This is a genomic window from Bacteroidota bacterium (assembly GCA_030706745.1).
Classification (GTDB): domain Bacteria; phylum Bacteroidota; class Ignavibacteria; order Palsa-1295; family Palsa-1295; genus PALSA-1295.
The window spans coordinates 325,879-350,604 of record JAUZNX010000002.1 but is presented as its reverse complement, the minus strand read 5'-3'; the positions used below and the strand labels follow the sequence as shown (position 1 = coordinate 350,604).

Genomic DNA, 24,726 nt, shown 5'->3' with positions numbered 1-24,726 from the left:
GGGCTCAATATCGCTTATTGGCAATATAAAGCGCATAGCTATCTAGAAGACACCGCGACTATTTCATGAACCGCAAACAAAAACGTAATATAAAATTATATAGCGTGTCTGATGGACACTGTGAGAATCGCGAGAATGGAGAGGGCGTTCATTAAATGACAATTCAAAAGAGAGAAAGTGACTGCTCTGTGAAAGGCACGATTGCGAAATTAGCGCGTTTAAGGCACAATTAATGAACCTCAAACGAACGAACGGCTGAAAACTAATGCCGGTACTGCAATCCGATACGGGCGCCGAAGGTGGTCAGGTGCCAGTCCAAATCCTGGACGGCGTTGAAGAACGGGAGGTTCATATATGCTCCCGCCAGGAGCGCGATATTCTGGCTGAGCTTGAACTGAAGCCCCGGCGAGAGTTCGAGCGCAATGTGAAAGGTCGTGGGATGCGGCAACGAGCCGCTGGTAACCGTGCGGTCCTGCGTGCCGGTGCTGCGCCCAGTGGAATCGACCAGCGTGGCCGGGAAAGCGATATGGCTCGTCTCGACGTAGGAACCGGAGATCAGGAATCCGGCAGAGAGACCGGCATAGAGATAGATCTGCTCGGGGACCGCGTAATAGTAGATACCGCCATTGACGGTCAGGTATGTAAGCGAGGCTTCCGTTGCGAACTGCTCGATGAGCTTGGACTTGCGAGAACCTGCGGTATCGCCGTAGAGGATGGAATCGGTAACAAACGTGGAGTGCGTACCAATGGCTGCTCCGGTGAAGTTCGCAAAGCCGATACCTCCGGCAAGTTGCATCTCTTTATCGAGCGGATAAATGTAAAGGCCCTCGAAACCACCACTCAGCCGAGTGCTGAACTGATCGAAGGTGCTCGGGCCCTTCAGGTACGATGGTGTCGGAAAGGAGACATCGGAAAGTGTGAAGGATGGCGTCGTGATGAACTGAGCGGTCCAGGAGCGGCAACTGGGGCAGATGTTCTCGCGGCCTTCCCGGAGCGTATAGGACCACTGGTGGCCCGTCTGAGTTCGGCAAATGATCCAATAGGATACATTGCCTGCCACATCGGCCATGCGAAAGCTGATGAAGCCACAGGATCCGGTATCCTGAACGCGAAACGCAAGTGGCACCTCTGGAGCGCCAGGATCGAACTTCGGGACCGATACCGGCGAGCGGAAATTATCACTATCGATTACAGTGATCTTCGCGAGTCCGCCATCGAAGAGGCGATCATCGCGAGCGATCAGTTGAAGCGAGAGCGACGCGTCATCGGAAATGAGTTCGAGGATCGGCCGCATGGTATCGGCAACAATCGGGACGGTTTCGACTAACTGGCCACCGCAATTACCATAGGAATCGTAGTTCTCGCCAAGCACACCGAAGCCATAGGAGTAGAGTCCGAATGGACGATCACAGGAGACCGTATGAGGGCCATATCCAATCTCTACCTGAGCAATACCATAACGGGAGATTCCGATGGTTTTGAACAGTCGAAGCGGAACCGTACGACCATCCAATCGGAGCGAAGACTCAGCATCGAGCGGTACGACCAGGTTGATGTAATGGTACCACTGACCTTCGATAGGCGTTGCGAACCGATAGTAATTCAGAAATTGCTCCGTCGGCGTGACGAGCAGCATAAACGGATCTCCGACTTTGATCGAATCCGCATTGGAACTCTGTGCGTATTCCGCAACAAGCACCGGCGCGCTGGCCGTGACGAAAGAATTATTGCGAAGATGATTGTTCTCATAAAATTGACCGGCCTGAAGCCGGGCAACGAGTTGATTATCGAGAAACACTTGTGTGTTATCCTCGCTGGCCACCACGCGGATGACGTATTCGGTTTTGCTTTCGAATCGACCGACGTAGAACTGCCGGCCCCAGCTTGGAATTGGCGGCTCCATTTCGAGGAGTTGATCGCAAAACTGTACCTCCGGAGGCACCTGCGCGCAGCTATGACCGACAAAGAAACTGATGGGCTTCGTGGCAGTTACCAGCGTTCCTGTGAGATCCCTCGTTTTCTTTCCAAGCCCAGGATCTCCATGGACCATATAGGTATCGCCTTGATTCAGCTCGAGGGAATAGGTTTCACCAGCGCGGTGTCCCCCGCGAGTATCATCGGTCAGCGAAATGTTGACGATCGTATGGTCTTCTGTTCCGACAATAGTGAACTCGGTTGCAAAGCCCTGGGCACCAACGTTCGCAAGCGGGTAATATCCCACCGCGCGATAGGTCGTGCCGAGCCGGTTCGTCGGGAATGCAACGTATGTATCGGTGCTGGCCTTGCGGTGAGAGAGTCCAAAGACCGCCACATCGTTATCGGACATGACGTGCACGCCAAGTTTGCGGATTTTTTCGCTCTCGAGTATTTGCACTTGACTGTCAATCGCGAATTGCCGGATTTCACCAGCGTTGATGTGCTGGCGGATGGTGTCGTGAAACTCCGGAACCACGACGGTGACATTGGAGGCTTTATCACCGGTAATAAAGAGCGTAAGTTGAATTTCGGTGCCTTGCTCGAAGATTGCATTTTTCGGAAAGGCGAGCCAAAAATCTTTTCCGCGATTATCGCCAACGACCACTCGTTCGGATGACTGCGAATAGGCCGTACCAGCCATCAGGCAGGTCAGCAACATGGAGAGAAATAGCTGGCGACGATGGAGCACTGTCAGTGAACGATCAGGAAGCGTGAGTTATCGACGACATCTTCTGCGCCGGACTCTGTAAAGGTGGTTAGACGAATAAAATAGGTACCGCTCGAGAGTCTGTTCGCAGGAATGGTGAAGGTATGAAGACCATGCTGGGTCAGTTGTTTCGGCTGAAGCTCGACCATGAAGCGATTGGCGATGTCGAATACCCGGCAGGTCAGCGTTTCATTCTGATGATTGTAGAACTGAACGGTAATCTGATCGCCGACTTTTGCCGGCGATGGAAACGTTTGGATGAGATAGGATCCCCAGCGTGGCCGAAGCGTCCCGCTGGTGGCGGAATCCTGGGAGCCCCCGTTGGCCTGTGCGTGCGCGATTCCCGTAATGCAAATGAGCGCAATGAGAAGCAACCCGACTTTGGAAAAATAGCACATGACTTGTGGTAACACGCACATGGAATGGTACGCTCCGTGTGACGGCATCAATCACAGGGCATATTTTTTGCGCTTTCGCCATAGTGTCGCGCTATCGATCTTTAAAACTCGGGCCGCTTCTTCCAGGCTTGCCGTTCTTGCGATAACCCTGGCAATATGATCTCGTTCAACTTCCTCAAGCGATTTCAGGCTGTCCGAGACACCCAACTGTTCCCCAACCAAGTTAGAGAATCCATCGGCCCGATCCTGCCTCGCGATATGAGTTGGTAGGTCCTGGAGTTCGATAGTGCCTCGAGGCCCCGCCAGAATTGCAGCGCGCAGCATGGCATGCTCCAACTCACGAACATTGCCACGCCAATCGTATTCGAGCAGCGCGGTCTGAACTGCTTCCGAAAGGTGAGGCAGCATGGCTTCCGTTGAACTTGAACGAACGGCATCCGATAGGAACCGCTCGGCCAGTGGAAGTATATCCTCTTTGCGAATTCTAAGCGGAGGTATCAGCAACCGGACGCCGCTCAAGCGATAGAAGAGATCTTCCCGAATTACCCCTCGCTCGATCGATTCCTCCAAATTTCTATTTGTGGCTGCGATGATGCGCACATCTGCATGGCGAGTCTCATTTTCGCCAACCCGCTGGTACTCTCGGCTCTGTAGGAAGCGCAACAGCTTGGCCTGCATGGCGATTGGCATCTCGCCAACCTCGTCGAGAAAGAGTGTTCCGCCGTCGGCAGCTTCCACTCTTCCCTGCCGGTCTCTGAGCGCACCGGTAAATGAGCCTTTGACATGCCCGAACAGTTCGCTTTCAATAAGTTCAGATGAGAGGGCTGCGCAGTTGACTTTGACCAGTGGCTTCGAGGCACGATCGCTCCGAGCATGAATGAAGTTCGCAACCAACTCCTTTCCCGTGCCGGTCTCCCCCTCAATGAGCACTGTGAGTTGAGATGGCGCCACGCGCTCGGCCATGCGGAGGACTCCGAGATACACCGGATTTTCAGTGATGATCTCATGCTCGGCTTGTGAGCGAAGTTGAATCCGATGCGACTGCATCACGCGATCGGCAAACTGGGTCAACTCTCGCAATTCAAAGGGCTTTTGGAGGTAATCGAACGCCCCTTGCTTCATTGCGCTTACAGCGGTCTCAACGGTCCCATGCGCCGTGATGATCACCACCGTGAGATCAGGCTGACGCCGCTTCAACTCCTGCATGAGGACAATTCCATTCATCGGAAACATCATCAGGTCAATGAATGCCAGATCGAATGGCTTCTCCCCAAAAATATCACGGTCGGCCTCCTTCAGTGCCAGTTCGGCTTCTTCGAAAGCGGTGACCTCATAGCCTGCCGCACGAAGGCCAATCGTCATCGTCTTCAGAATGTGCGGTTCATCATCAACGATTAGTATTCTCCCATTCATACCTGTTGTTCCGCTGACTCCTTTACTCGGCGAACATGCAGTTGGACAGTGAAGGTGCTGCCCTTTCCGGGGGCACTCTCCACTGCCACCGAACCATTATAGCGGTCAGCAATTTCACGTACAATCGCCAGACCGAGTCCGACCGAGCCCGGAGTGCTCATGTCCCGATGTTTAATCTGGAAAAACTTCTCGAAAATGCGAGCACGATCTTCCGGAGCGATACCGACGCCGGTATCGCGAACTTCAAGCACGATGCAGCCAACGTGCGCCTGCCACTCAACCGAAACAGATACTTCACCTCCAGCGGGAGTATACTTGAGCGCGTTCGAAAGTAAGTTCGCGAGAATGCTCGTCAAGTCCTCCCGCGCTATTTCAAAGCGGCCCTCGGGTGCCCGATGATGCATAAGATGGACGTGACGTTCATTGTACTGTGGCTGCATCGAACGGACCAGTTGCTCCACCGTTTCTGCAAGGTCTATCTCTTCTTTCGCTTCCCCTTCCTTTGCACTCTCCAAACGCGCCAGCATTAGCAGGTCACGGATGAGCTTCGAAAGCCGTTTTGCATCATGCTTCGATGTCTCGATGATGTCACGCTGCTCCGGGTTGATCGAGCCAACCAACTCATCTCCAAGTATATCAAGCGACATCGTCATGGAAGTAAGCGGTGTGCGGAATTCATGCGAGACTTTTGCAATGAAGTCGGACTTCATCTGGTCGAGCCGCTTGAAATGGGTAATATCAGTGAACAATACGAGTACACCGGCGAGCGGCGACTGCGAGCCAGCGGCCACAATTCTGGCGACCCGAATCCTAAAATATCGCCGCCAACTCTCCCGCGCGATCTCCACAATGGGTGGCTGCGAAGTCAGCATTAGTTCAGACTCGTCTTTTCGAGCGCCATGCAGAGAACGTGCAGCATATTCGAGTGCCTGCTCGATATCTTTGAGTACTTTAGGATTGCTGAATAGACTCCGAAGAGATTCTCCGAGCGCCAATTGCTCCGAGCGTCCAGTAATCGTTTCAGCAGCCTTATTCATCAGAATGAGTTTGCCGCCGGCATCGAACAATAGTAGCGGATCATCGATAGACTCGATGATCGCTTCCGACTTCTGTTTCTCCCGAACAATCTCGCTGACATTCATTGCCTCAAACTCGCGAAGGCGTTCGGTCAGCCTGTTGAATTCGAATCCGAGGTCGCTGATCTCGTCCGCGCCACGAATTGGCACGTGAGCTTCTAGGTGCCCGGCACGAAGCTCCTTGACTCGATCGGTCAGGTCCATCAGAGGCCTGACGGTTCGCCGCGATATTTCATAGCTACCGGCAATACCGACGAGTAGCGCGATTGCCGCTACCAGGATCACACCGAGCGTGGCACCGCGCGCGCGCGCCTTTTCCTGACTCTTTGCCGATTCGAACGCATTGAAGTTCAAATCTTGAAGCGAGATATTCTTCCCCTTCAACGTGTCGATCTCATGTTCGAGTGTATCTTCATAGAACCGTCGGGCTTTCGGTGGATCGTGTAAGGCCAATGTGTAAAAATAATCGAGATGACCTTTGTATTCGCTCCAGCGGACTTCGATATCATTGAGCAATGGTGATGCGGAGTCCTGGGCATCGGTGGCGGTCCACGCTTTGGTGAGAGCATAGTAGAAATGCGCGGGCTCTTCGACCATGGCGGGTCCGGCATCGGCGGTATCGGCAGCAAGCATCCGAAGCTCGGCCTGATCGATCCGCACGAGACTCTCATACATGCTGCTGGCAGCGAGGCTCTGCTCGGCATTCTTTTCGAGCGAGGCACTGGTCACGTCCGCCAGTGAGGCGAGGGAATAGATTGCATAGCCCGCCAAGCCCGCGAGTAACATCAGGATAAACAAGAAGCCCGCGAAGACCCTCGCGCGGAGCGTTGTGAACATATTATCTCGAACCGCAGGGGACTGGGAATATATTCCCGCTCTTACGCAACTGCTACCTCTTTGTCCATCAATGAAGGGAGTGCATTCGAGTAGATCTCGAATAAATCCAGAATCGCTTCATCAATTATTTCGCCAATGACGAGCCGGTCCCCTTGAACAGTCCCTATCTGGGAAGCTCTCAATGAATGTTTGGTCGCAATCGCCTGAATCGCCGCAACATTCTCGGGATCAGCAGAAAGGATCACACGCCCTTGGCGCTCTGCAAACAGAATCGCATCTCTGCGAACAGTGCCTTCGTGCGGATTTCCAATCTTCGCGCCAAGCGGCTGCTCGGTGCCCTGCGCGAAGCAGCATTCGGCAAGCGCGACTGCGAATCCACCTTCGCTAATATCATGCGCAGAATGGATCAGCGATGCCTCAGAGAGCTCGATCAAGGACCGAATAAGCTCGGCTTCTTGCGCAACATCACAATCAGGCCCGGCGCCGGTAACCAATCCCGTGCGCTGATAGAGATACTCGCTACCGCCAAGACCATCGCTTATATTCTTTGATCCCGCTACTGAGAGTAAAATGATGGCATCGCCTTCGTGTTTGAAATCACTCGATACGACTTTTGTAATATCCTCGATAAGTCCGATCATGCCAATAGTAGGCGTGGGGAAGATCGCTCCTTCGGGGCTCTCATTATAAAAACTCACATTGCCACCCGTCACCGGAGTGCCGAGTACACGACACGCATCGCCCATTCCGCGAATCGCTTCTTTGAATTGCCAATAAACTTCTGGATCATACGGATTGCCAAAGTTGAGGCAATTCGTAACGCCAATTGGGGTCGCACCGGTGCATGCGATGTTCCGAGCCGCCTCCACAACAGCGGTCACAGTACCGCGATATGGATCGAGCCGGACGTAGCGCGAATTGCAGTCGGTCTTCATCGCCAGCCCTTTTGTAGTCCCCTTCACACGTACGATCGCCGCATCACTCCCAGTCAGGTAGAGTGAGTTTGTGCGGACCATCGAATCATACTGCTCGTAGATCCATCGCTTTGAAGCGATGGATGGCACGCCAAGTAGAGTACGGAGCACCGCACCGGCATCTTCCACATCGGAGAGTTGGATGGGATCGAATTTACGAGTCTCGGTCAGGTATTTCGGTTCGTGAGAATCCCGATAATAAACTGGAGTCATATCGCCGCCGAGCGCGAGCGCCTTCGCAGGAATATCGGCAACGCGCTCGCCCAAATAGTCGATCACCACGTTGCCAGTATCGGTGACTGTGCCAATGATCTCCGCCTGTAGGTCCCACTTATCGAAAATCGCTTTGGTCGCAGCAACATCCTCCGGCTCTACGACAACGAGCATTCGCTCCTGCGACTCTGAAAGCATGATCTCGAATGCCGACATGCCGGTCTCGCGGAGCGGCACGCGGTTAAGATCGATCATCATGCCAGTTCCGGCCTTGGCGCTCATCTCGGATGTGCAGCAACTAATGCCGGCCGCACCCATGTCCTGCATGCCTACGACAACACCAGCTGCAATTGCTTCGAGTGTTGCTTCCAGAAGCAGCTTCTCCGCAAAAGGATCTCCAACTTGCACCGTGGGTCGGAGCGACTCGGCGGCCTCGCTGAAGACTGCACTCGCCAGAAGACTCGCTCCATGGATGCCGTCGCGTCCCGTGCGAGAGCCAACCAGCATGACGAGATTGCCAATGCCTTCGGCCGACGCGCTAACCGTCTTGCCATGCTCCACAATGCCAACGGCCATTGCGTTGACGAGGGGATTTCCTTGATAGCACTTATCAAAGTATACTTCGCCCGCGACAGTCGGCACACCAAACGAATTGCCGTAATCGGATATGCCATGCACCACGCCACGCAGTAGAAACTTCGTGCGGTCCGAAAGTTCGCCGGTAAGTTCTCCGAATCGCAGTGAATTCAAAGCCGCGATGGGCCGTGCGCCCATCGTGAAAATATCCCGAAGAATGCCTCCAACGCCAGTGGCGGCACCTTCATACGGAACAACGGCCGAAGGATGGTTGTGGGATTCGATCTTGAACGCGACGGCAAGTCCATCGCCAATATCGACGAGCCCGGCATTTTCTTCACCAGCTTCAACAAGCAAGCGTCCACCTTTGCGAGGCAGTGTCTTGAGTTGAGCGATCGAGTTCTTGTACGAACAATGCTCGCTCCACATGACGGAAAAGATGCCTAGTTCGGTATAGGTCGGCACCCGGCCACCGAGGATCGAAACGATCTCGGCGAATTCCTCTTTGAGGAGGCCCAATTCAATGGCAATGCGTTCGGCTTGTTCAAGACTTGTTATCGGTGGCTGCATGACTGCACAACAATCAGCAAGTCACATAAGTCCAAAATTTTGCAGCAGTCACGTCGGGTGCAAAATATTTCGGACCAAGATGAACACATTCCAGAATCCGACCAGGAGTACACCATACAGCGTGGCATTGACGGCCAGATTGAGTTTGGCATGCCGCATGAGCGACGTGCGCCCCATCATTCCTCGCCAGTTACAGGCTGAGCAACGATAGGGGTATGCGAATGGCGCGATGACGGCCAAAAACGTCTCGTGCGAGGATCGACGGTGCGATGGGCTCAGTGTGCCCAACGACATACAGACTGGACATTGTCGAGCAGTCATGGAGGTAGGCAATATACGTGGCAAACTAACTATTTTGGGGGCTCCCTGTAAATTGCACTCGAGCGCTTTTCCGTTCCAGGTGTTTTGCCACTGCAGCAAAGGCCGGGAGTACTAACATTTCCTTTCGCGCGGATTCCTCTTTGCGAACCGCTTCGGAGAATTCCGTCTCGACGAAGGCGGTTGAGAAATCACCGCTCCGAAACGTAGCATTTTGCATGGCGAAGAGACCGAAGGGAATTGTTGTGGAGACTCCCACGACACGCATCTCATCAAGCGCGCGCCTCATCCGCTCAATTGCCAGGGCACGGTCCGTATCCCAAACGATAAGCTTTGAGAGTAATGAATCATAGTAGCCAGAAATCTCCAGGCCATCAAACATTCCGCTATCGTTTCGGATAAAAGCGCCTGCCGGATGCCGCACATACGCGATGCGCCCCAAGCTCGGCAGAAAGTCATTCCAGACATCCTCGGCCTGAATGCGAACTTCGATCGCATGGCCGCGCTGCTCGACCTGCGTTTGAGTCCAGGTCAGTTTGGACCCTTCCGCAATCCGGAATTGCTCGCGGACCAAATCGAGTCCGGTCACAAATTCGGTCACAGGATGCTCGACTTGCAGACGAGTATTGACTTCGAGGAAATAATACTTGAGGTCTTGTCCCACCAAGAATTCGACCGTCCCAGCGCCTTCATAGTGTGCTTCCCGAATGAGCGCAATCGCAGCTTCGCCCATCTCACGTCTAAGTTGCTCGGTCATCACCGTCGAAGGTGATTCCTCGATCAGCTTCTGATGCCGGCGCTGAATGGAACATTCGCGCTCGCCCAGATGAATGACATTCCCGTGGGAATCGGCGAGAATCTGGAATTCGATGTGCCGCGGCTTCACGATATACTTCTCGATATATACGCGGTCATCGCCGAACGCCGTGCGTGCTTCACCCCGCGCGCGATCGAGACTTGCGAGCAAATCCTGTTCGCGCTCGACGAGCCGCATGCCCTTTCCGCCGCCACCGGCCGCAGCTTTGAGCAGGATGGGATACCCGATCGTGCGGGCCGCCATGATGCCCTCCTGGCTGTCGATGATTTCGGTAGCAGTGCCATCTGGCGTCGGGATGCCAAGCTTCCTCGCGAGTGCACGCGCTTTGGTCTTATCGCCAAGAAGATCGATCGCCTGCGAGTCGGGACCGATGAACTTCATCCCGAACTCCGTTACGGCATCGCTGAATGCTGCGTTCTCGCTCAAGAATCCGTAACCGGGATGGACAGCATCGGCCTTCGCCTTGCGAGCCGCAGTGAGCACCTCTTCGATATCGAGATAGGATTCGCGCGGCGGATTTCCCCGAAGCGCGAATGCCTGGTCCGCTTCGCGCACGAACAGCGCGGTTGCGTCCTGCGGTGAGTATGCGACGCTGGTACTGTATCCGCACTCATGTGCCGAGCGGATCACGCGGCGAGCGATCTCACTACGGTTGGCGATGAAAACATTCTTGATGTGCATGTCCTACTTCAACTCCACAATCGTCACTCCCGCTCCGCCTTCCTGTGGCTCGCCGTAACGGTACGTGGCGACTGACTTGTGCCCCCTCAGATGTTGATAAATTCTCTTGGCAAGCGCGCCGGTCCCGATACCATGAATAATCTCGACGCGCGCAAGACCATGCGCGACGGCCTCATCGAGAAAATGATCGACCTGAACGACCGCCTCGTCGCCGTATTGTCCTCGCAAGTCAATTCGCGGCTCAGCAGCTTGGGCAAAGTATTTGGTCGTCTGGGAGACTTCGTGCGAGTTTGCCCGCTGCTTCTCGCGAGCCACGCTGCTTGCGATCACTTCGAGCTGATCTTTTTTGGTACGCATCCGAAGCGAGCCGATTTCGATCTCGACATCATTGCCTTTAATCGAAAGCACGCGGCCAATCTGGCCGGGATTCGATCGAAGGCGAACATTCGCGCCTGCTTCGAGCACGACAGCAACATCCCCTTTTGCTGGTTTTAGCACCGGGCGGGCCGCCTCGGTGGCCTTCAGCAATTCTTTGCGTTCTTGCTCCTGCCGCATGCGTAGTGCGTGCAATTCCTCCGCGCCGCTCGGTTTCGGCTGCGCGCTCGCTTCTATGCGCGCGGCCTCCTTCGCTTCGCGGACCGCCTTCTCGATGAAGGTGTTGGCTCGGCGAAGAATTTGCTCGGCCTCGTCGGTTGCCCGGCCTTTCGCGGTCGCCCGAATGTCCTCGATCTCAGCAAGCTTGCGCTCGTAATCGACCCGCGCGATGCGCGCCTTGCCCAACTCGCGTTCGGCTTCACCTTTTCGCTCGCGAGCATCACGCTGCAGCTCATCGAGCGAGTTGACTAATTCTTCCAGGCGCGCACCTTCATCACCACGCAGGTGACGCGCGCGCTCAACAAGACCGTGTCTCAGCCCGAACCGCTCCGCGATCTCGAAGGCATGCGAACTACCCGGTACGCCAGCACGGAACCGGAACGTCGGCATCAGAGTCTCACGGCTGAACTCCATCGAACCGTTTACGGCGCCAGCGGTGCTTTCGGCAAACGCTGCGAGACGACCGTAGTGCGTGGTCGCGATCGTGAAGGCACCGATACGGGTCAGGTGTTCGAGAATACTTTCGGCGATCGCGCCGCCTTCTTCTGGTGCCGTGCCTCCGCCAATCTCATCAAAGAGCACGAGGCTCTCCCGCGTAACATTCGAGAGAATCTCGGCCAACGATTTCACGTGAGAACTAAACGTACTGAGATCGTCGGCGATCGATTGCAAGTCTCCGATCTCGACAAATACGCCCGCCATCATCGGCAGATGGCTATCCGGTTGGACGGGAATTGGGATCCCCGCTTGTGCCATCAGGACGAGCAGACCAACAGTCTTCAGTAGCACCGTCTTACCACCGGCGTTCGGTCCCGTCAGTACGAGCGTATGCCGGTCCTCATCGAGCTCGAGCGTAAGTGGTATGGCTCCCGTTGGTCCAAGCTTCTCTAACAACAGCGGATGCCTCGCATCGCGAAGTACAATCCTCCGAGACCGTCCGGCGACTTGTTCGGTCACGGTTGCCGCGTGAGCATCCATTCGAATTGCGTATGCAACTTTTGCATGGATGGAATCAAGATGGCTGGCCGCTCCAAGCGAAGCGCGTAACTGGGGAATGGCATCGCGCAAAATATCAGCAAGGCCGCGGATGATGCGGTCGATCTCGCGCTGCTCAGCAAATTCGAGCGAACGAAGTTCGTTGTTTAGCTCCAACGTCTCACTCGGTTCGATAAAGACGGTCTGTCCGGTCTGCGAGACCGAGTGGATAAATCCAGGCACGCGCCGTTTGTGCTCAACCTTGAGCGGAATGACATAGCGGCCTTCGCGCTGCGTGATGATTGCATCCTGTACGTACTCGCCTTCGGCAAGTTTGCGAAGGATCGAACTTAGCCGAGATCGAAGATGCTCGCCAGTTTGCAGAATCTCTCGGCGGATACGACCAAGGTCGGGACTGGCGGAATCGCGGACTGTCCCGTCATCCGCAAAGACCCGATCGAAATGCAGCTCGAGAATGCGATCGTCGAAGAGCTTGATCGCCGTCTTCCATATCTCTGGCGTCTCTTTTGCCCGATGCGAAAAGTACTCGCGAATACTTCGCATTGCCTTCATCGCCGCGAGCACGCGGAAGGCTTCTTCCACATACATCGTGCTTCCCTCTATCTCGAGTTTGCGGAGAGTGCCCGAAATATCCGTCAGTCCACCGAAGCCCGGACTCTCTCCGGCAATCACAAACGCGCGAAGCTCGTTGATCTCGGTCAGCGATCGATCGATGGCAATAATATCCATCTTCGGCAACAGTTCGCGGACGAGTGCCTGCTTACCAAGGGCCGTCTGTGTCAGGCGCGCATGCGAAGTCCAAATCTTTGCGAAATCAAGTTCTCGAGCCGCCGCACGAAAGGGTTTTGGCACGGCATGGAGGAATTCCTCGGCCATGCGCTCGAGCATCTGGCGAGATTCCTCTATGAGTAATTCGTCTTCGGTCGGTTCCTGATGAGTCGTCATTCGCGCGGTGGAAACACGAACGGACGCAAACGAATCGCACCGAGTCCGAACTTCTTTCAGACTTTCTCCCTTCTTTGACCGTATATTAAAAGATGCTGCTTCGAACTGCAATCGTTCTCGTCCTTCTCTCAAGCGTCATTGGCCGCGCGCATGGACAGCATTCGATCAAATGCCTGACGCCACACCAGGTACTCAATCCGAAGTCAGCAAAGCTGTTGTCCGTATTTCCAACAGGTTTTCGTGATTCGATTTTCTCACCCTCGGGCCGTTTCCTGATCCATTACAATGCCAACGCAAGCAATGCCGATAGCATAACGGCACCCGATTATGTAGAACGCGCTCGCGTAGAATTAGATAGTGCATACAATTTTGAGATTGACCAACTCGGTTACCCGCAGCCGGCATTCACGCGAGGCGCGCACTACGACATCTTTCTTTCTCCGCTTCATCTGATCCTTAGTCCGCCATATGGTGCGACTTATGTGCTCGCTGAGAATCCACTCCCAGCATCGCCGAGTGGTAACGAGCGCCGAAGGTCGTACATCGTCATTGACAACGCATTTACCGACGTAGCGTATTACACCAAGGGCTTTGACGCATTGCGTATTACGATCTTCCACGAATTCTTCCATCTTGTGCAGTTCGCGGATTATGGCTGGCCAACACAGGAAGATGTTTACTTCCAGGAGTTGTCCAGTGTGTGGATGGAGTGGCTTTCTACACCAGGCGTGAAAGACTATCTTCAATATGCTGGAAGCTACATGCATACCATCGATCTTCCCTTCGATCGATCGCCGGATCTCGGAATTTACGGAGAGTATCTCTGGGACGCATATCTGACGCATCGCTTCGATACATCCATCGTCAAAGAGATTTGGGCGAATTACCGCGATGCCACATCAGACCCAATCACAGCATTCGGTCTCGCACTGGAACATCATGGCTCCTCATGGTGCCCGGAGTATGAACAGTTCGGCGCAGCTCTCGCGCAGTCAGGACGACGCTACACTGGGGCTTCGTTCCTCCCGGACGCGACGGTGCTCCCGCTGGATACACTGCCCATCCACGTGTTGCCTCACGACTCCACCTGGTCCTTCGTGAGCCTTGCACTGTCGCTGCAATTCCCGGAATTCGGATTGGGCGCGGATACCTGCGTCGCTGTTATTTCGCGTGACACCGATCGCAGTTTGCAGGACAATGGCTCGTTTGTGTTTTTCGTCAGCGGGAACGAGAAGCTGACGGTGGATCATCCGGAGGCATATTGCGATACAGAACTGTGCTCGACGCCGCTCGTCGCTGGTCCCGACGTATTTCCAAATCCGCTCGTCGTTCGGTCATCGGAGGACTTCGCCTACATTCTCGCGTCGACAAATGCGCGACAGCCCGTTTCGACGGTACTTGATGTGTACTCACTCGGACAAGTCCTGGTTCGTCATACCGATATGGGCAATCGTGCCATTCCAGTTCGCGAAACCTGGAATGCCACCTGGGATGGCCGCGACGATCTCGGCCACACAGTCCAAAGCGGTGAGTATATCTACAAGCTCAGAGTCGATGGCGCGCTAAAGGTCGGGAAGATTGTCGTGGTCCGGAAATAGAACTGGGATGTGTGGGATGATGAGGGATGCCTGGGATTTGGGATTCTGGGATAGGCAATTCTCGATGCCTCCGGAATGATAGCACTTCACTGCTGTTTCGATTGGTGATGAAGATGATGGCTGGGATCGGATGTCTGGCGGTGTTAATTGTCACGGGGAAGGTTCAGGGACAGGTGGCTTCGGACTCCTCCGCATTCTTTTATTGCGAACCGATTAGTTCGGGATGCTCAATGGAGGTTAGTGTCTCGTTTAAGAATAACGTGGTCAATACATTTACAGAATCGCCATCCCTTACTGTCGGAGTGAATGATAGAACGGGGACTGTGACTCTTGATACCATACATCAGCTTATGAAGGGGCTCGTTCTATACAAACATGTCAGCCTGCAACAGCCACTGGACCCACATGGGGGGATCCTCTCTTACGGTATTCAAGTGTTTTTCGATGACATACCCTACCAGGAATCATTCGGCAACATCGTGGCAATTGGTCGTTTTCGTACAAGGGACAGTTCGCCGGTGAGTACGGAAATTTCGGCGCAGTCTATCAGGAAAGTGGATACTGCAGTTCGGATCTGGCGGGCAATGACAGCGTTTATTTACTGGTGAGAAGCCCATCGCTCGGCGTTCGCAATGTTGGCATTTGTCTTGTGCGGCTAACATTGAGCGATGCATCGACGATCGCTTTCGAGAAGTCACACGCTTGGAGAACACTTGAGATTCTTAACCTAATTGGGCGCAATGTTGGAGGATTTCCGATTCCTCCAGACTGCGAGCAAATTCAAATCCGCATTGCAGACCTTCCTCCCGGCTGCTACTTCGCCCGTATCGGCAATCAGTTTGCGAAGTTCGTGGTCCCGCCGAGATAGGACATGAACAGCGGAATGATTAATAGATGCAAAGCGATTTGAAACTCCATGAACAAAGCTTCCGTATTTCTGCTGCTCATACTTTCCATCCCATTCGTGCCGCCCCGCTCGATGGCGCAAACGGACAGCCTTCACATCCACTTTCGGTTGCAGGGTGCCACAACATACTACTCCTTTCAGACGACGATAGCCGCCCCAGGTGGGCCTTATAGCGGTTCGACTCACAGTGGCAGCATTAACACCGATCTCGACACCAGATTCGTTTTACCGAGAACGAATAGTGTTTGCCTTAATTGCGGCGACGTCAATGGACTGTCCTTTACGATCGACCCTGTTAACAGGCAAATCACCGGACTCCTAGTGAAGTATCAAATGGTCGAGTATATGGGCTATGGTGTTACCGTAACTAACTACCAGATCCAGTTTCCGGCGCTCGCGTATACCGAGCAGGGCTCCAAAATCAACGCTGGCAGCCAATACTGCAAAGCTACTTCCGACACTTTGTGGGCTATGTATGAATCCTCCACTCCGAATGGCATGGAGACGGGGTCATGGGGGCTTCGAAGCACGCCGACGGATAGTCTTGGCCTTGAAATCATCACGACGCCGGGTTCGGCGGATGTTAACGCGGCCATTGCAGCGCCAAATCAGAGCCTTGCAGTTTGGAGTGATGTGGTGGGCAATTCCCTTCAAGTCCTGCTCCCGAGCAGTGCGACTGCTGAAGAACTCGATTTGATCGACATGATGGGCCGAACTGTTTTGCGGCTCCGTGTCCCGCCAGGCAATTCGGAGCTTGACGTCTCGTTAGCGCAGATTCCCTCCGGTTGTTACTTCGCCCGTATGGGCACGCAGGTGGCGAAGTTCGTGGTTCCGCTCCGGTAACCGGGAATGGATTCCATTCCCTTGACCGAGTTCTTCCGTAAATTTGCCTCCCGGGCGGTGGAACGTCCTGAGCTTCGGCCTGTTTTCGTGCGTCTCACTGCAATCTCGCACTGAAAAAGTACCGAAAATAGCAGAATTTTAAGCATTCATGGCGACAACGAATGATTTTAGGGTAGGCGCAGTCCTGAAGATGGACGGCGAACTCTACTCAATTGAAGAATACACGCACCGGACGCCGGGCAACCTGCGGGCTTTCGTGCAGGCGAAAATGCGAAACATGAAGACCCTGAACCTGAAGGAAGTCCGCTTCCGATCGGGCGAGGAAGTCGAGATGATCCGCATGGAAAAGAAGCCGATGCAGTTTCTCTATCGCGACGGCACCGATTTCGTCTTCATGGATAATACCACCTACGAGCAGATGAACGTGCCGGAGAAGCTCGTCGGCGCTGGCTCGAAATTCCTGAAGGAATCGGATTCCTGCGATATTCTCTTCGCGGAAGACGGGACGATCGTCGCAATTGAGCCACCAAACTTCGCGATCCTTGCAATCGCACGGACCGACCCTGGCATGCGCGGCGACACAGCAACGGGCGGCACAAAGGTCGCGGTTCTCGAAACCGGCGCTTCCGTGAACGTGCCGCTGTTCTTGAACGAGGGCGACAAAGTTCGCGTGGACACGCGTACGGGCGAATATCTTGAACGAGTTAAGAATTAAGGATTAAGAATGAAGAGTTAGCCGATTCGAGCAGATCGAATCGCAACGCCTCATCTGGAATTCGTAATTCGTCATTCGTAATTCGTAATTCGTAATTGAAATGGATTTATCATATTTAGAACAGCTCATTAAAATCTTCGAATCGAGTACGCTCACCGAGCTCGAGATCGATGAAGAAGGCTCGCGCGTGACACTGGGTCGCGCGAAGGAACCAGCGAGCACCATGTTCGCGATGCCTCCGATGGGTTCGCCTATGATGGGCTACCAGATGCCGCAGCAACAAGTGAGCTCGGGGGCCACCACCGAGCCCCTCGCACCGGCAGCACCAACGGCCAAGACGCATGAGGTAAAATCACCGATCGTCGGCACGTTCTATCGTGCGCCTGCACCGGACGCCGATTCCTACGTGCAAGTTGGGCAGCATGTCGATACCGGCACAACTCTTTGCATCGTCGAAGCAATGAAGCTGATGAATGAAATCGAAAGCGATGCCGCCGGTAAGGTCATCAAGATTTTGGTTGAGAACGGCTCGCCGGTCGAATACGGACAGCCGCTCTTTGTGCTGGAGGTCGAGTAATTGTTCTCAAAAATTCTCATCGCCAATCGTGGCGAAATTGCGCTCCGCATCATCCGCACCTGCCGCGAGATGGGCGTCAAAACCGTTGCCGTTTATTCCGAAGCGGATAAGCATTCTTTACACGTCAAGTTTGCGGATGAAGCCGTTTGCATCGGTCCGCCACCGGGCCGCGAAAGCTACCTGAATATTCCGCGCATCATCAGCGCCGCACATCTTACTGGCGCAGAAGCGATCCATCCCGGCTATGGCTTCCTCGCAGAGAATGCCGAGTTCTCCGATATCTGCGCTGCCAGTGGATTCACTTTCATTGGCCCCAAGCCCGAAATGATCGAGGCAATGGGTGATAAGGCCCGCGCAAAGGACACGATGAAAGCCGCCGGCGTGCCGGTGGTGCAAGGCTCAGACGGCGTCATCAAGGATGTCGATGAAGCGCGCCAAGTTGCCGAGATGATTGGATTCCCCGTGATTATTAAAGCCGTCGCCGGGGGCGGTGGACGCGGAATGCGTATCGTGCACAACATCGACGAGCTTGCGCAGAATGTCGTCATGGCGCAGACCGAAGCGGCCGCGGCATTCAACAACGGCGATGTCTATATCGAAAAGTACATCGATCGGCCACGGCACATCGAGATTCAAGTCTTCGGCGATACCCACGGCACGGTCGTCCATTACAATGAGCGCGAATGCTCGATCCAGCGCCGGCATCAGAAGCTCCTCGAAGAGTCTCCTTCACCAGTAGTGAGCGAGGCAACGAGAACTGCCATGGGTGCGGCCTCTATTAAGGGTGCATCGAGTGTTGGATATGTCGGCGCCGGTACGATTGAATTCCTGCTCGACAAGGACAACAACTTTTACTTCATGGAGATGAATACTCGCATTCAGGTCGAGCATCCCGTGACCGAGCAGGTGATCGGACTCGACTTGATTCGCCAGCAACTCCATGTCGCTGCCGGTGGAAGGCTCTCGAAGCGCCCGCGCAAGCCCGAAGGTCACGCGATCGAGTGCCGTATTAATGCCGAGGACCCGGAGAAAGATTTTCGTCCATCACCAGGACAGATCACGAGTTTCCATGCACCGGGCGGATATGGCGTCCGGTTGGATTCGCATGTCTATTCCGGCTATCACATCCCTCCCTATTACGACTCGTTGATCGGCAAGCTCATTACCTTCGGCGCTGACCGTGCCGAAGCAATCGAGCGAATGGCTTCCTGCCTGGACGAGATGGTTGTCGAGGGAATAAAGACCACGATCCCCTTTCACCGCGCCCTCATGCGCGACGAGCGCTTCCGCGCCGGCGAGTTCGATACGCACTTCCTCGAGAGCTTCAACTGGAAGCAGCCGACCTAAAATCGGTTGTGGCTCGAAATTCCATTTTCACGAATTTATTCAAAAGGTGCGCGGTGAGTTGGAACACGCCGGCACATGGCCTACTCGCGCCCCGCCCTTACCTTCACTAATTGTTCATGATGCAAACCCAGGAGTGTTGAGTCTTGCGACTCTTTCTCCGCCCACGTCTTTGTGTCATCACCAGTTTTAAGTGAGACGATACGGAGGGCAACGTTCAGCTTCTCGGTCTTACCGGCATTCTCGCGTTCGCGGATTTCGAAGGTGATGCGGAGTTGGTCCTTCGCGTGGTTAGCGAGGAAACAGTCCATCTCCGGCGCGAGCAGGACATTCATCGCGATGCCGCCATGAGACTCATCACGAATGAAAGCGCGATCCACATGGTCTTTGTCGAACGAAACGAATTCGGCGTCGGTCGTAATCGTCTTGACCAATCGGCCAAGTGACGTATCGGCGGGCGTGATTTGCTGTGGAATTGCGAATTGAAGCAGCGCGAATAATACAATTGTCATGGTTTCCTCCGGCGCAAAAATAGGGCGATCCTGTTGGGGCATCACAGAAACCAATTCGGCCCCTCTCCTCTTTCTTTATAGCTGTCCAAATAATCCAAACCTCCAGCGTCATGAAAAAGCCAACCTTGCTCTTCGGAATTTTGCTATCTGTCGTACTTTCTGGTATCACGCATGCCCAGTCGGCCTCGATGGCGCTGACCGATACGCTGCCACTGAATCCGAAGGTTCATGCCGGTGTGCTGGCCAACGGACTTCATTATTATATTCTTCAGAACGGCAAGCCAGAGCACCGTTTGGAAGCCCGGCTGGTCGTTCGCGCCGGCTCAATTCTCGAAGACGACGATCAGCAGGGTCTCGCGCATTTGAACGAGCATATGGCCTTCAATGGAACCAAGAAGTTTCCGCACAATGCACTCCCAAGTTTTTTGGAGGCTCATGGCATCCGGTTTGGCGCGCATCTGAATGCCTACACGTCTTATGATGAGACGGTCTATATGCTCGAACTACCGACGGACAAGCCGACGCTTGTCGACACGGGCATCGATATTCTTGCGGAATGGGCGCACAACCTTCTCTTTGATTCGCTCGAAGTGGAGAAGGAGCGCGGTGTCGTTGGTGAAGAGTGGCGTCTTGGACTCGGTGCAAATCAGCGCATCGGCGATAAAGAATTGCCTGTCGTGATGTATGGCTCACGGTTCGCCGATCGGAAGACCATCGGCAAGAAGGAGATCATTGACACCGCTCATCAAAACCGAATCAGTCAGTTCTATAAGGATTGGTACCGCCCCGACCTCATGTCGGTTGTCGTCGTCGGAGATTTCGACCCGGCCGCGATGGAGGCGCGAATCAAGTCGGAATTCGGCGGCATGACCAATCCCAATCCTGAGCGACCACGAACGGAGTATGAGATTCCGCCGCATAGCGAGACACTTGTTGCCGTCAATACCGACAAAGAGATGACGAACTCGCGCGTTCGTGTTCACTTCATGCATCCGGGTCATGATGAACTGGTGGTGAGCGATTACCGGACACATCTTGTCGGGCAACTCTACGATCAAATGTTCGCTGAGCGCCTCAGCGATATGATACAACAAGGTGGTCTTCCGCTGACCGGAGCCTATGCTTATGATACACGTCAAACACCAGCCATGCGGGATTACGTGATCATCGGCTCGCTCAAACCAGACTCGATCGGTCAGGGCGTTTCAGGACTCCTGCGCGAAGTGTATCGTGCCAAGCAGACAGGTTTCGCTCAAACAGAGCTCGATCGAGTCAAGAAGAATATGATGTCGGGAATCGAGGGCGCCTATAAAGAGCGAGAGAAGACCAATTCGTCGGTTTATGCCGGTGAATTGGTGCGCCACGTTCTCGATCGCGAATCGGCTCCTGGCATTACATACGAATATGAACTGACCAAGCAGTATCTTCCCGGAATAACGCTTGCAGAAGTAAACGCTGCCGGACAAGCTCGATTCGAACACGCCAGCACAGTACTGACATATGCCGGACCTGCAAATACTACCGCTACTCCAACAGAAGCGATGCTGCGGAGCGCACTGCATGACGCCCAGACTGCCCCACTTGCCGCGTACGTCGATAATGCGAGCAACATGCCTCTCATCGCAACGAAGCCGAAGCCGGGCAAGATCGTAAGTGAATCCAGGATTGCCGAGATCGGCGTGACAGAATGGAAGCTTTCGAATGGTGCACGAGTCATCCTCAAGCCCACCGATTTTAAGGATGATGAGATTCTCTTTCGGGCGATTGCACCCGGAGGTACCTCGCTCGCCTCGGATGCGAATGCGCTCGATGCCGCTTTAGGAACGATGGTAGCTACCGCTGGCGGACTTGGTAAGCTCGATGAAATTTCACTGCAAAAGCAACTCGCCGGTAAGGAGCTTCGGCTGAATCCGTTCGCCTCCGATGTGGCGCACGGCCTCACCGGGGAATCGTCTCGGAAAGACATCGAGACGTTATTCCAACTTGCGTATCTTTACGAGTCAGCGCCGCGCTTTGACTCCGCGATGGCAGCCGGTGCGATCTCTCGCACCGCGGCGATGTATCAAAACCGTGGCAAGAACCCGCAGGCAGCGTTCATGGATACGATCCAGGTTACAATGAGTCAGTACAACGCACGCGATCTGCCTTTGACTGCCGAGCGCCTGAAGGACGTGAACATCCGCAAAAGCTTTGACTACTATCGCGAGCGGTTCGAGGATGGCGGCAATTTCACCTACTTCATGGTCGGAAGTTTTAGCGAAAAGGAGATCCGTCCGTTTGTCGAAGAGTATCTTGCCAGTGTTCCTTCTCGTGCAAAACATGAGACATGGCGCGACAATGGGATCGAGCCGCCGGCCGGAGTCATTAAGAAGACCGTGCGCAAAGGCATGGCACAAAAGAGCTCTGTGCAGATTATTTTCACTGGACCGTTCCATTATACGCGTTCGAATCGAACGAAGCTCTCCGTGATGACGCAATCACTTGCGATCAAGCTTCGCGAAGACTTGCGCGAAGATAAGAGCGGCGTGTATGGGATCGGCGTCCGTGGTACCCCGTCAAAATATCCGAAGGAGCGATACCAGCTTACAATCTCTTTCGGCTGCGATCCGAAACGGGCGGATGAACTCATTGCCGAAGTGATGAAGCAGATCGATACGATCACCACAAGGGGAATCGACCCGATCTATCTAAGCAACGTCAAGGAAACCTCAAAAACAGAATATGAGACACAGATCAAGGAAAACGATTATTGGCTGAATCATCTGGTCACATGGGCGAGGTATGGCGATGATCCCAAGGCAATTCTTGGGGTCAAGAGCGAAATCGATGCGATCACGCAGGACGATGTCTTCCAGGCGGCGAAGCAATATCTAAATACCAAGCATTACGTGCAGGTCGTTCTTTATCCGGAGAAATCATAGCATTGCAAACAACACTCTCTCGCCAGCTTGGTATTCGGTATCCGATTGTTCAGGCCGGAATGGTCTGGACCTCCGGCTGGAAACTGGCGGTCGCTTCGGCCCGTGCTGGCGCGCTGGGACTCATCGGCGCGGGCTCGATGAAGCCGGACGTACTTCGCGAGCACATTCGCAAAGCACGCACGACGGAAGTCGCCGGGCAGATCGGAGTCAACATTGCACTCACACGAGGTGACGTTGAAGCGTTAGTCGAGACGACGATCGAAGCGGGCGTTCGCATCGTCTTTACCAGTGCCGGCAATCCGAAGATCTTCACGCAGCGCCTAAAAAATGCCGGATGCTTCGTCGCCCATCTCGTCGCGAGCGTTAAACACGCACGAAAGGCTGAGGAAGCTGGTTGCGATGCCGTCGTTACCGAAGGGTTTGAGGCTGGCGGGCATAATGGGATCGACGAGATTACGACGCTGTGTCTTGTCCCGGAGGTGGTTGATGCGGTCAAGATTCCGGTCATTGCTGCCGGCGGCATTGCCGATGGTCGTCAGATACTCGCCTGTCTCGCACTCGGTGCACAAGCCGTGCAGATCGGAACGCGATTTGCTGCGACGGTGGAATCCAGCTCGCATCCATTGTATAAGCAGGCCGTCATCGAGACGGAAGACAATGGGACCGTGCTGGTATTGAAGAAGCTTGCGCCGGTTCGCCTCAAGAAGAACCGCTTCGCGCTCGCTGCGCTGGAGGCCCAACAACATGGCGCCACGCGTGAAGAAGAACTTGATCTGCTCGGCAAGAAGCGGGAGATGCAAGGCATCTTCGAAGGCAATCTCGAAGAGGGAGAACTGGAGATGGGTCAGTCGTCAGGGTTGATCAAAGACATTCTGACAGCACAACAGGTGGTGGATCGGCTCGTACAAGAATACAACACCGCCCTGACAACGCTTCAGCGCCTCGACTGACAAACGGTTCTGCTCGTTAACCCCACAGCGAATACAACAATAATCCGAGCACGAGAAGCGTGAGGCTGACATACAAATAGTCCTTCTCATATAAGAATGCAAATACCGATACGGCAACACGAAGGATTGGCGTGAGTATGAGTAGCAGCATGCCTGCCTGCACGATTGCCAGGCCATCGCCTGTGAACGCCGCACGCAGAATCCCTGCCACCGATCGAAATGCATCTGGCTCACTCTTGAACACGTGGAATGCCGGTATTTGCAGGAAGGCCGAGGGCAAATAAAGCGCAGCGCCGAATAGTACAATCACGATGGTCGTGATCACACACACCCGCAGCATATTGCCAATGAGCACCTCGATCGTGTGCTCCTCGCGAACGTTCGCAGTGCTAGATATTCCCTGTCGCGCCATTATAGATCATTTCTAATGCAAGTACGAAAATAACAATGCTAAAGACAAGCCGGAGAGTTTTGGGCTTCGATCGTCCCAGGATCTTCGCCCCGGTCAACGAACCCGCAAGCACGCCGAGGACCACCGGCATAGCGAGCGCCGGATCGATATAGCCACGATGAAGATACACTCCGGCACTCGCCGCCGCAGTCACTCCGATCATGAAATTGCTCGTTGTTGTCGAGACTTTGAATGGAAGCTTCATGGCATGGTCCATGGCGATCACCTTCATAGCCCCCGATCCTATGCCGAGCAAACCCGAGAGAATGCCCGCGATTCCCATCAGCCCGAAGCCCCCAGCTACATGCTGCACTCCATACGAAACCATCTCGCCTCCCACCGGATACTTTGAAGGCAATTTCAGGCGGACGGCGATGGGGTCCGAAGTGTGCGCGGGCGCATGTTCCTCGCGCGGCCGAATCGACATATAGGCGGAGTACATCAGCGCGAGCCCGAAGATAATCGCGATCAGACTTGGAGATAGGATTCCGCCTAAGAAGGCTCCGACCAGCGCGCCGATGGTCGTGGCTATTTCGAGGAACATCCCGATCCGGATGTTCGAATAGCCTTCACGCACAAAGGCCGAGGCCGCGCCCGATGATGTGGCAATGACAGTAATCAGCGACGTGCCAATGGCGTATCGAAGGTCCACTCCGAACACAAGCGTGAGTAACGGCACGATAACGATGCCTCCGCCTAATCCGGTAAGCGAACCGAGAAAGCCCGCCAGGATCGCGCCCCCGAAAAGAATGGCGTCAAACTCTATGATGTTCAAGTGCATGCTTACCCGAATAACACCAAAGAGCGCGCTCTTGTC

At 54.4% G+C, this 24,726-nt stretch carries 19 protein-coding genes; 8 read left to right on the top strand and 11 right to left on the bottom strand.

What is annotated here, in order from left to right; genetic code table 11:
- Window positions 1-262: 262 nt before the first annotated feature.
- The 8 genes from Q8902_04065 to Q8902_04030 are packed head-to-tail and all read right to left on the bottom strand — an operon-like array spanning window position 263 to window position 13,091.
- Complete coding sequence (locus Q8902_04065; GenBank protein MDP4198729.1) at window positions 263-2,665, bottom strand: IgGFc-binding protein; 2,403 nt, start codon at window positions 2,663-2,665, stop codon at window positions 263-265.
- 2 nt (window positions 2,666-2,667) lie between these two features.
- Window positions 2,668-3,096 (bottom strand): T9SS type A sorting domain-containing protein, encoded by a 429-nt coding sequence (locus tag Q8902_04060; GenBank protein MDP4198728.1) that lies wholly within the window; start codon window positions 3,094-3,096, stop codon window positions 2,668-2,670.
- A 36-nt stretch (window positions 3,097-3,132) separates the two neighbouring features.
- A complete protein-coding gene (locus Q8902_04055) occupies window positions 3,133-4,494 on the bottom strand; it encodes a sigma-54 dependent transcriptional regulator (protein MDP4198727.1) in 1,362 nt (453 codons plus the stop codon).
- Window positions 4,491-6,407, bottom strand: a complete 1,917-nt coding sequence (locus tag Q8902_04050; GenBank protein ID MDP4198726.1) for an ATP-binding protein — start codon at window positions 6,405-6,407, stop codon at window positions 4,491-4,493. The genes Q8902_04055 and Q8902_04050 overlap by 4 nt, the downstream gene beginning before the upstream one ends.
- Before the next feature lie 41 nt (window positions 6,408-6,448).
- The gene (gene purL, locus Q8902_04045; GenBank protein ID MDP4198725.1) at window positions 6,449-8,740 is read right to left on the bottom strand and encodes a phosphoribosylformylglycinamidine synthase subunit PurL; all 2,292 of its coding nucleotides are present in this window, start codon (window positions 8,738-8,740) and stop codon (window positions 6,449-6,451) included.
- 48 nt (window positions 8,741-8,788) lie between these two features.
- The gene (locus tag Q8902_04040) at window positions 8,789-9,061 is read right to left on the bottom strand and encodes a hypothetical protein (protein ID MDP4198724.1); all 273 of its coding nucleotides are present in this window, start codon (window positions 9,059-9,061) and stop codon (window positions 8,789-8,791) included.
- Between the two features lie 25 nt (window positions 9,062-9,086).
- Window positions 9,087-10,556, bottom strand: a complete 1,470-nt coding sequence (locus Q8902_04035; protein MDP4198723.1) for a biotin carboxylase N-terminal domain-containing protein — start codon at window positions 10,554-10,556, stop codon at window positions 9,087-9,089.
- A 3-nt stretch (window positions 10,557-10,559) separates the two neighbouring features.
- Window positions 10,560-13,091 carry an endonuclease MutS2 gene (locus tag Q8902_04030; GenBank protein ID MDP4198722.1) on the bottom strand — a complete coding sequence of 844 codons (2,532 nt, stop codon included), beginning with the start codon at window positions 13,089-13,091 and terminating at the stop codon, window positions 10,560-10,562.
- Between the two features lie 92 nt (window positions 13,092-13,183).
- Here Q8902_04030 and Q8902_04025 point away from each other — a divergent pair, with 92 nt between their 5' ends.
- From Q8902_04025 to accC, 6 genes are all read left to right on the top strand, one after another.
- The gene (locus Q8902_04025) at window positions 13,184-14,689 is read left to right on the top strand and encodes a hypothetical protein (protein ID MDP4198721.1); all 1,506 of its coding nucleotides are present in this window, start codon (window positions 13,184-13,186) and stop codon (window positions 14,687-14,689) included.
- Between the two features lie 604 nt (window positions 14,690-15,293).
- Window positions 15,294-15,557 (top strand): hypothetical protein, encoded by a 264-nt coding sequence (locus Q8902_04020; protein MDP4198720.1) that lies wholly within the window; start codon window positions 15,294-15,296, stop codon window positions 15,555-15,557.
- A gap of 48 nt (window positions 15,558-15,605) precedes the next feature.
- The gene (locus Q8902_04015) at window positions 15,606-16,439 is read left to right on the top strand and encodes a hypothetical protein (protein MDP4198719.1); all 834 of its coding nucleotides are present in this window, start codon (window positions 15,606-15,608) and stop codon (window positions 16,437-16,439) included.
- Window positions 16,440-16,587: 148 nt separating this feature from the next.
- On the top strand, window positions 16,588-17,154 hold the full coding sequence (gene efp, locus Q8902_04010; protein ID MDP4198718.1) for an elongation factor P: 567 nt from the start codon (window positions 16,588-16,590) through the stop codon (window positions 17,152-17,154).
- A 100-nt stretch (window positions 17,155-17,254) separates the two neighbouring features.
- Entirely contained in the window at window positions 17,255-17,731 is a 477-nt protein-coding gene (accB, locus tag Q8902_04005; protein ID MDP4198717.1) for an acetyl-CoA carboxylase biotin carboxyl carrier protein, read from the top strand.
- Window positions 17,732-19,078 (top strand): acetyl-CoA carboxylase biotin carboxylase subunit, encoded by a 1,347-nt coding sequence (gene accC / locus Q8902_04000; protein MDP4198716.1) that lies wholly within the window; start codon window positions 17,732-17,734, stop codon window positions 19,076-19,078.
- Window positions 19,079-19,158: 80 nt separating this feature from the next.
- Here the strand turns inward: accC and Q8902_03995 are convergent, their stop codons facing one another.
- Complete coding sequence (locus tag Q8902_03995; protein MDP4198715.1) at window positions 19,159-19,587, bottom strand: hypothetical protein; 429 nt, start codon at window positions 19,585-19,587, stop codon at window positions 19,159-19,161.
- A 110-nt stretch (window positions 19,588-19,697) separates the two neighbouring features.
- Between Q8902_03995 and Q8902_03990 the strand changes: the two genes are divergently transcribed.
- Window positions 19,698-22,508 (top strand): insulinase family protein, encoded by a 2,811-nt coding sequence (locus Q8902_03990; GenBank protein MDP4198714.1) that lies wholly within the window; start codon window positions 19,698-19,700, stop codon window positions 22,506-22,508.
- Between the two features lie 2 nt (window positions 22,509-22,510).
- Window positions 22,511-23,458, top strand: a complete 948-nt coding sequence (locus Q8902_03985; GenBank protein MDP4198713.1) for a nitronate monooxygenase — start codon at window positions 22,511-22,513, stop codon at window positions 23,456-23,458.
- 16 nt (window positions 23,459-23,474) lie between these two features.
- Here the strand turns inward: Q8902_03985 and Q8902_03980 are convergent, their stop codons facing one another.
- Together Q8902_03980 and Q8902_03975 are read right to left on the bottom strand one after the other, a co-directional pair.
- On the bottom strand, window positions 23,475-23,870 hold the full coding sequence (locus Q8902_03980; protein MDP4198712.1) for a DUF1634 domain-containing protein: 396 nt from the start codon (window positions 23,868-23,870) through the stop codon (window positions 23,475-23,477).
- On the bottom strand, window positions 23,848-24,684 hold the full coding sequence (locus Q8902_03975) for a sulfite exporter TauE/SafE family protein (protein ID MDP4198711.1): 837 nt from the start codon (window positions 24,682-24,684) through the stop codon (window positions 23,848-23,850). Before Q8902_03975 ends, Q8902_03980 begins: the two co-directional genes overlap by 23 nt.
- Between the last annotated feature and the right edge of the window lie 42 nt (window positions 24,685-24,726).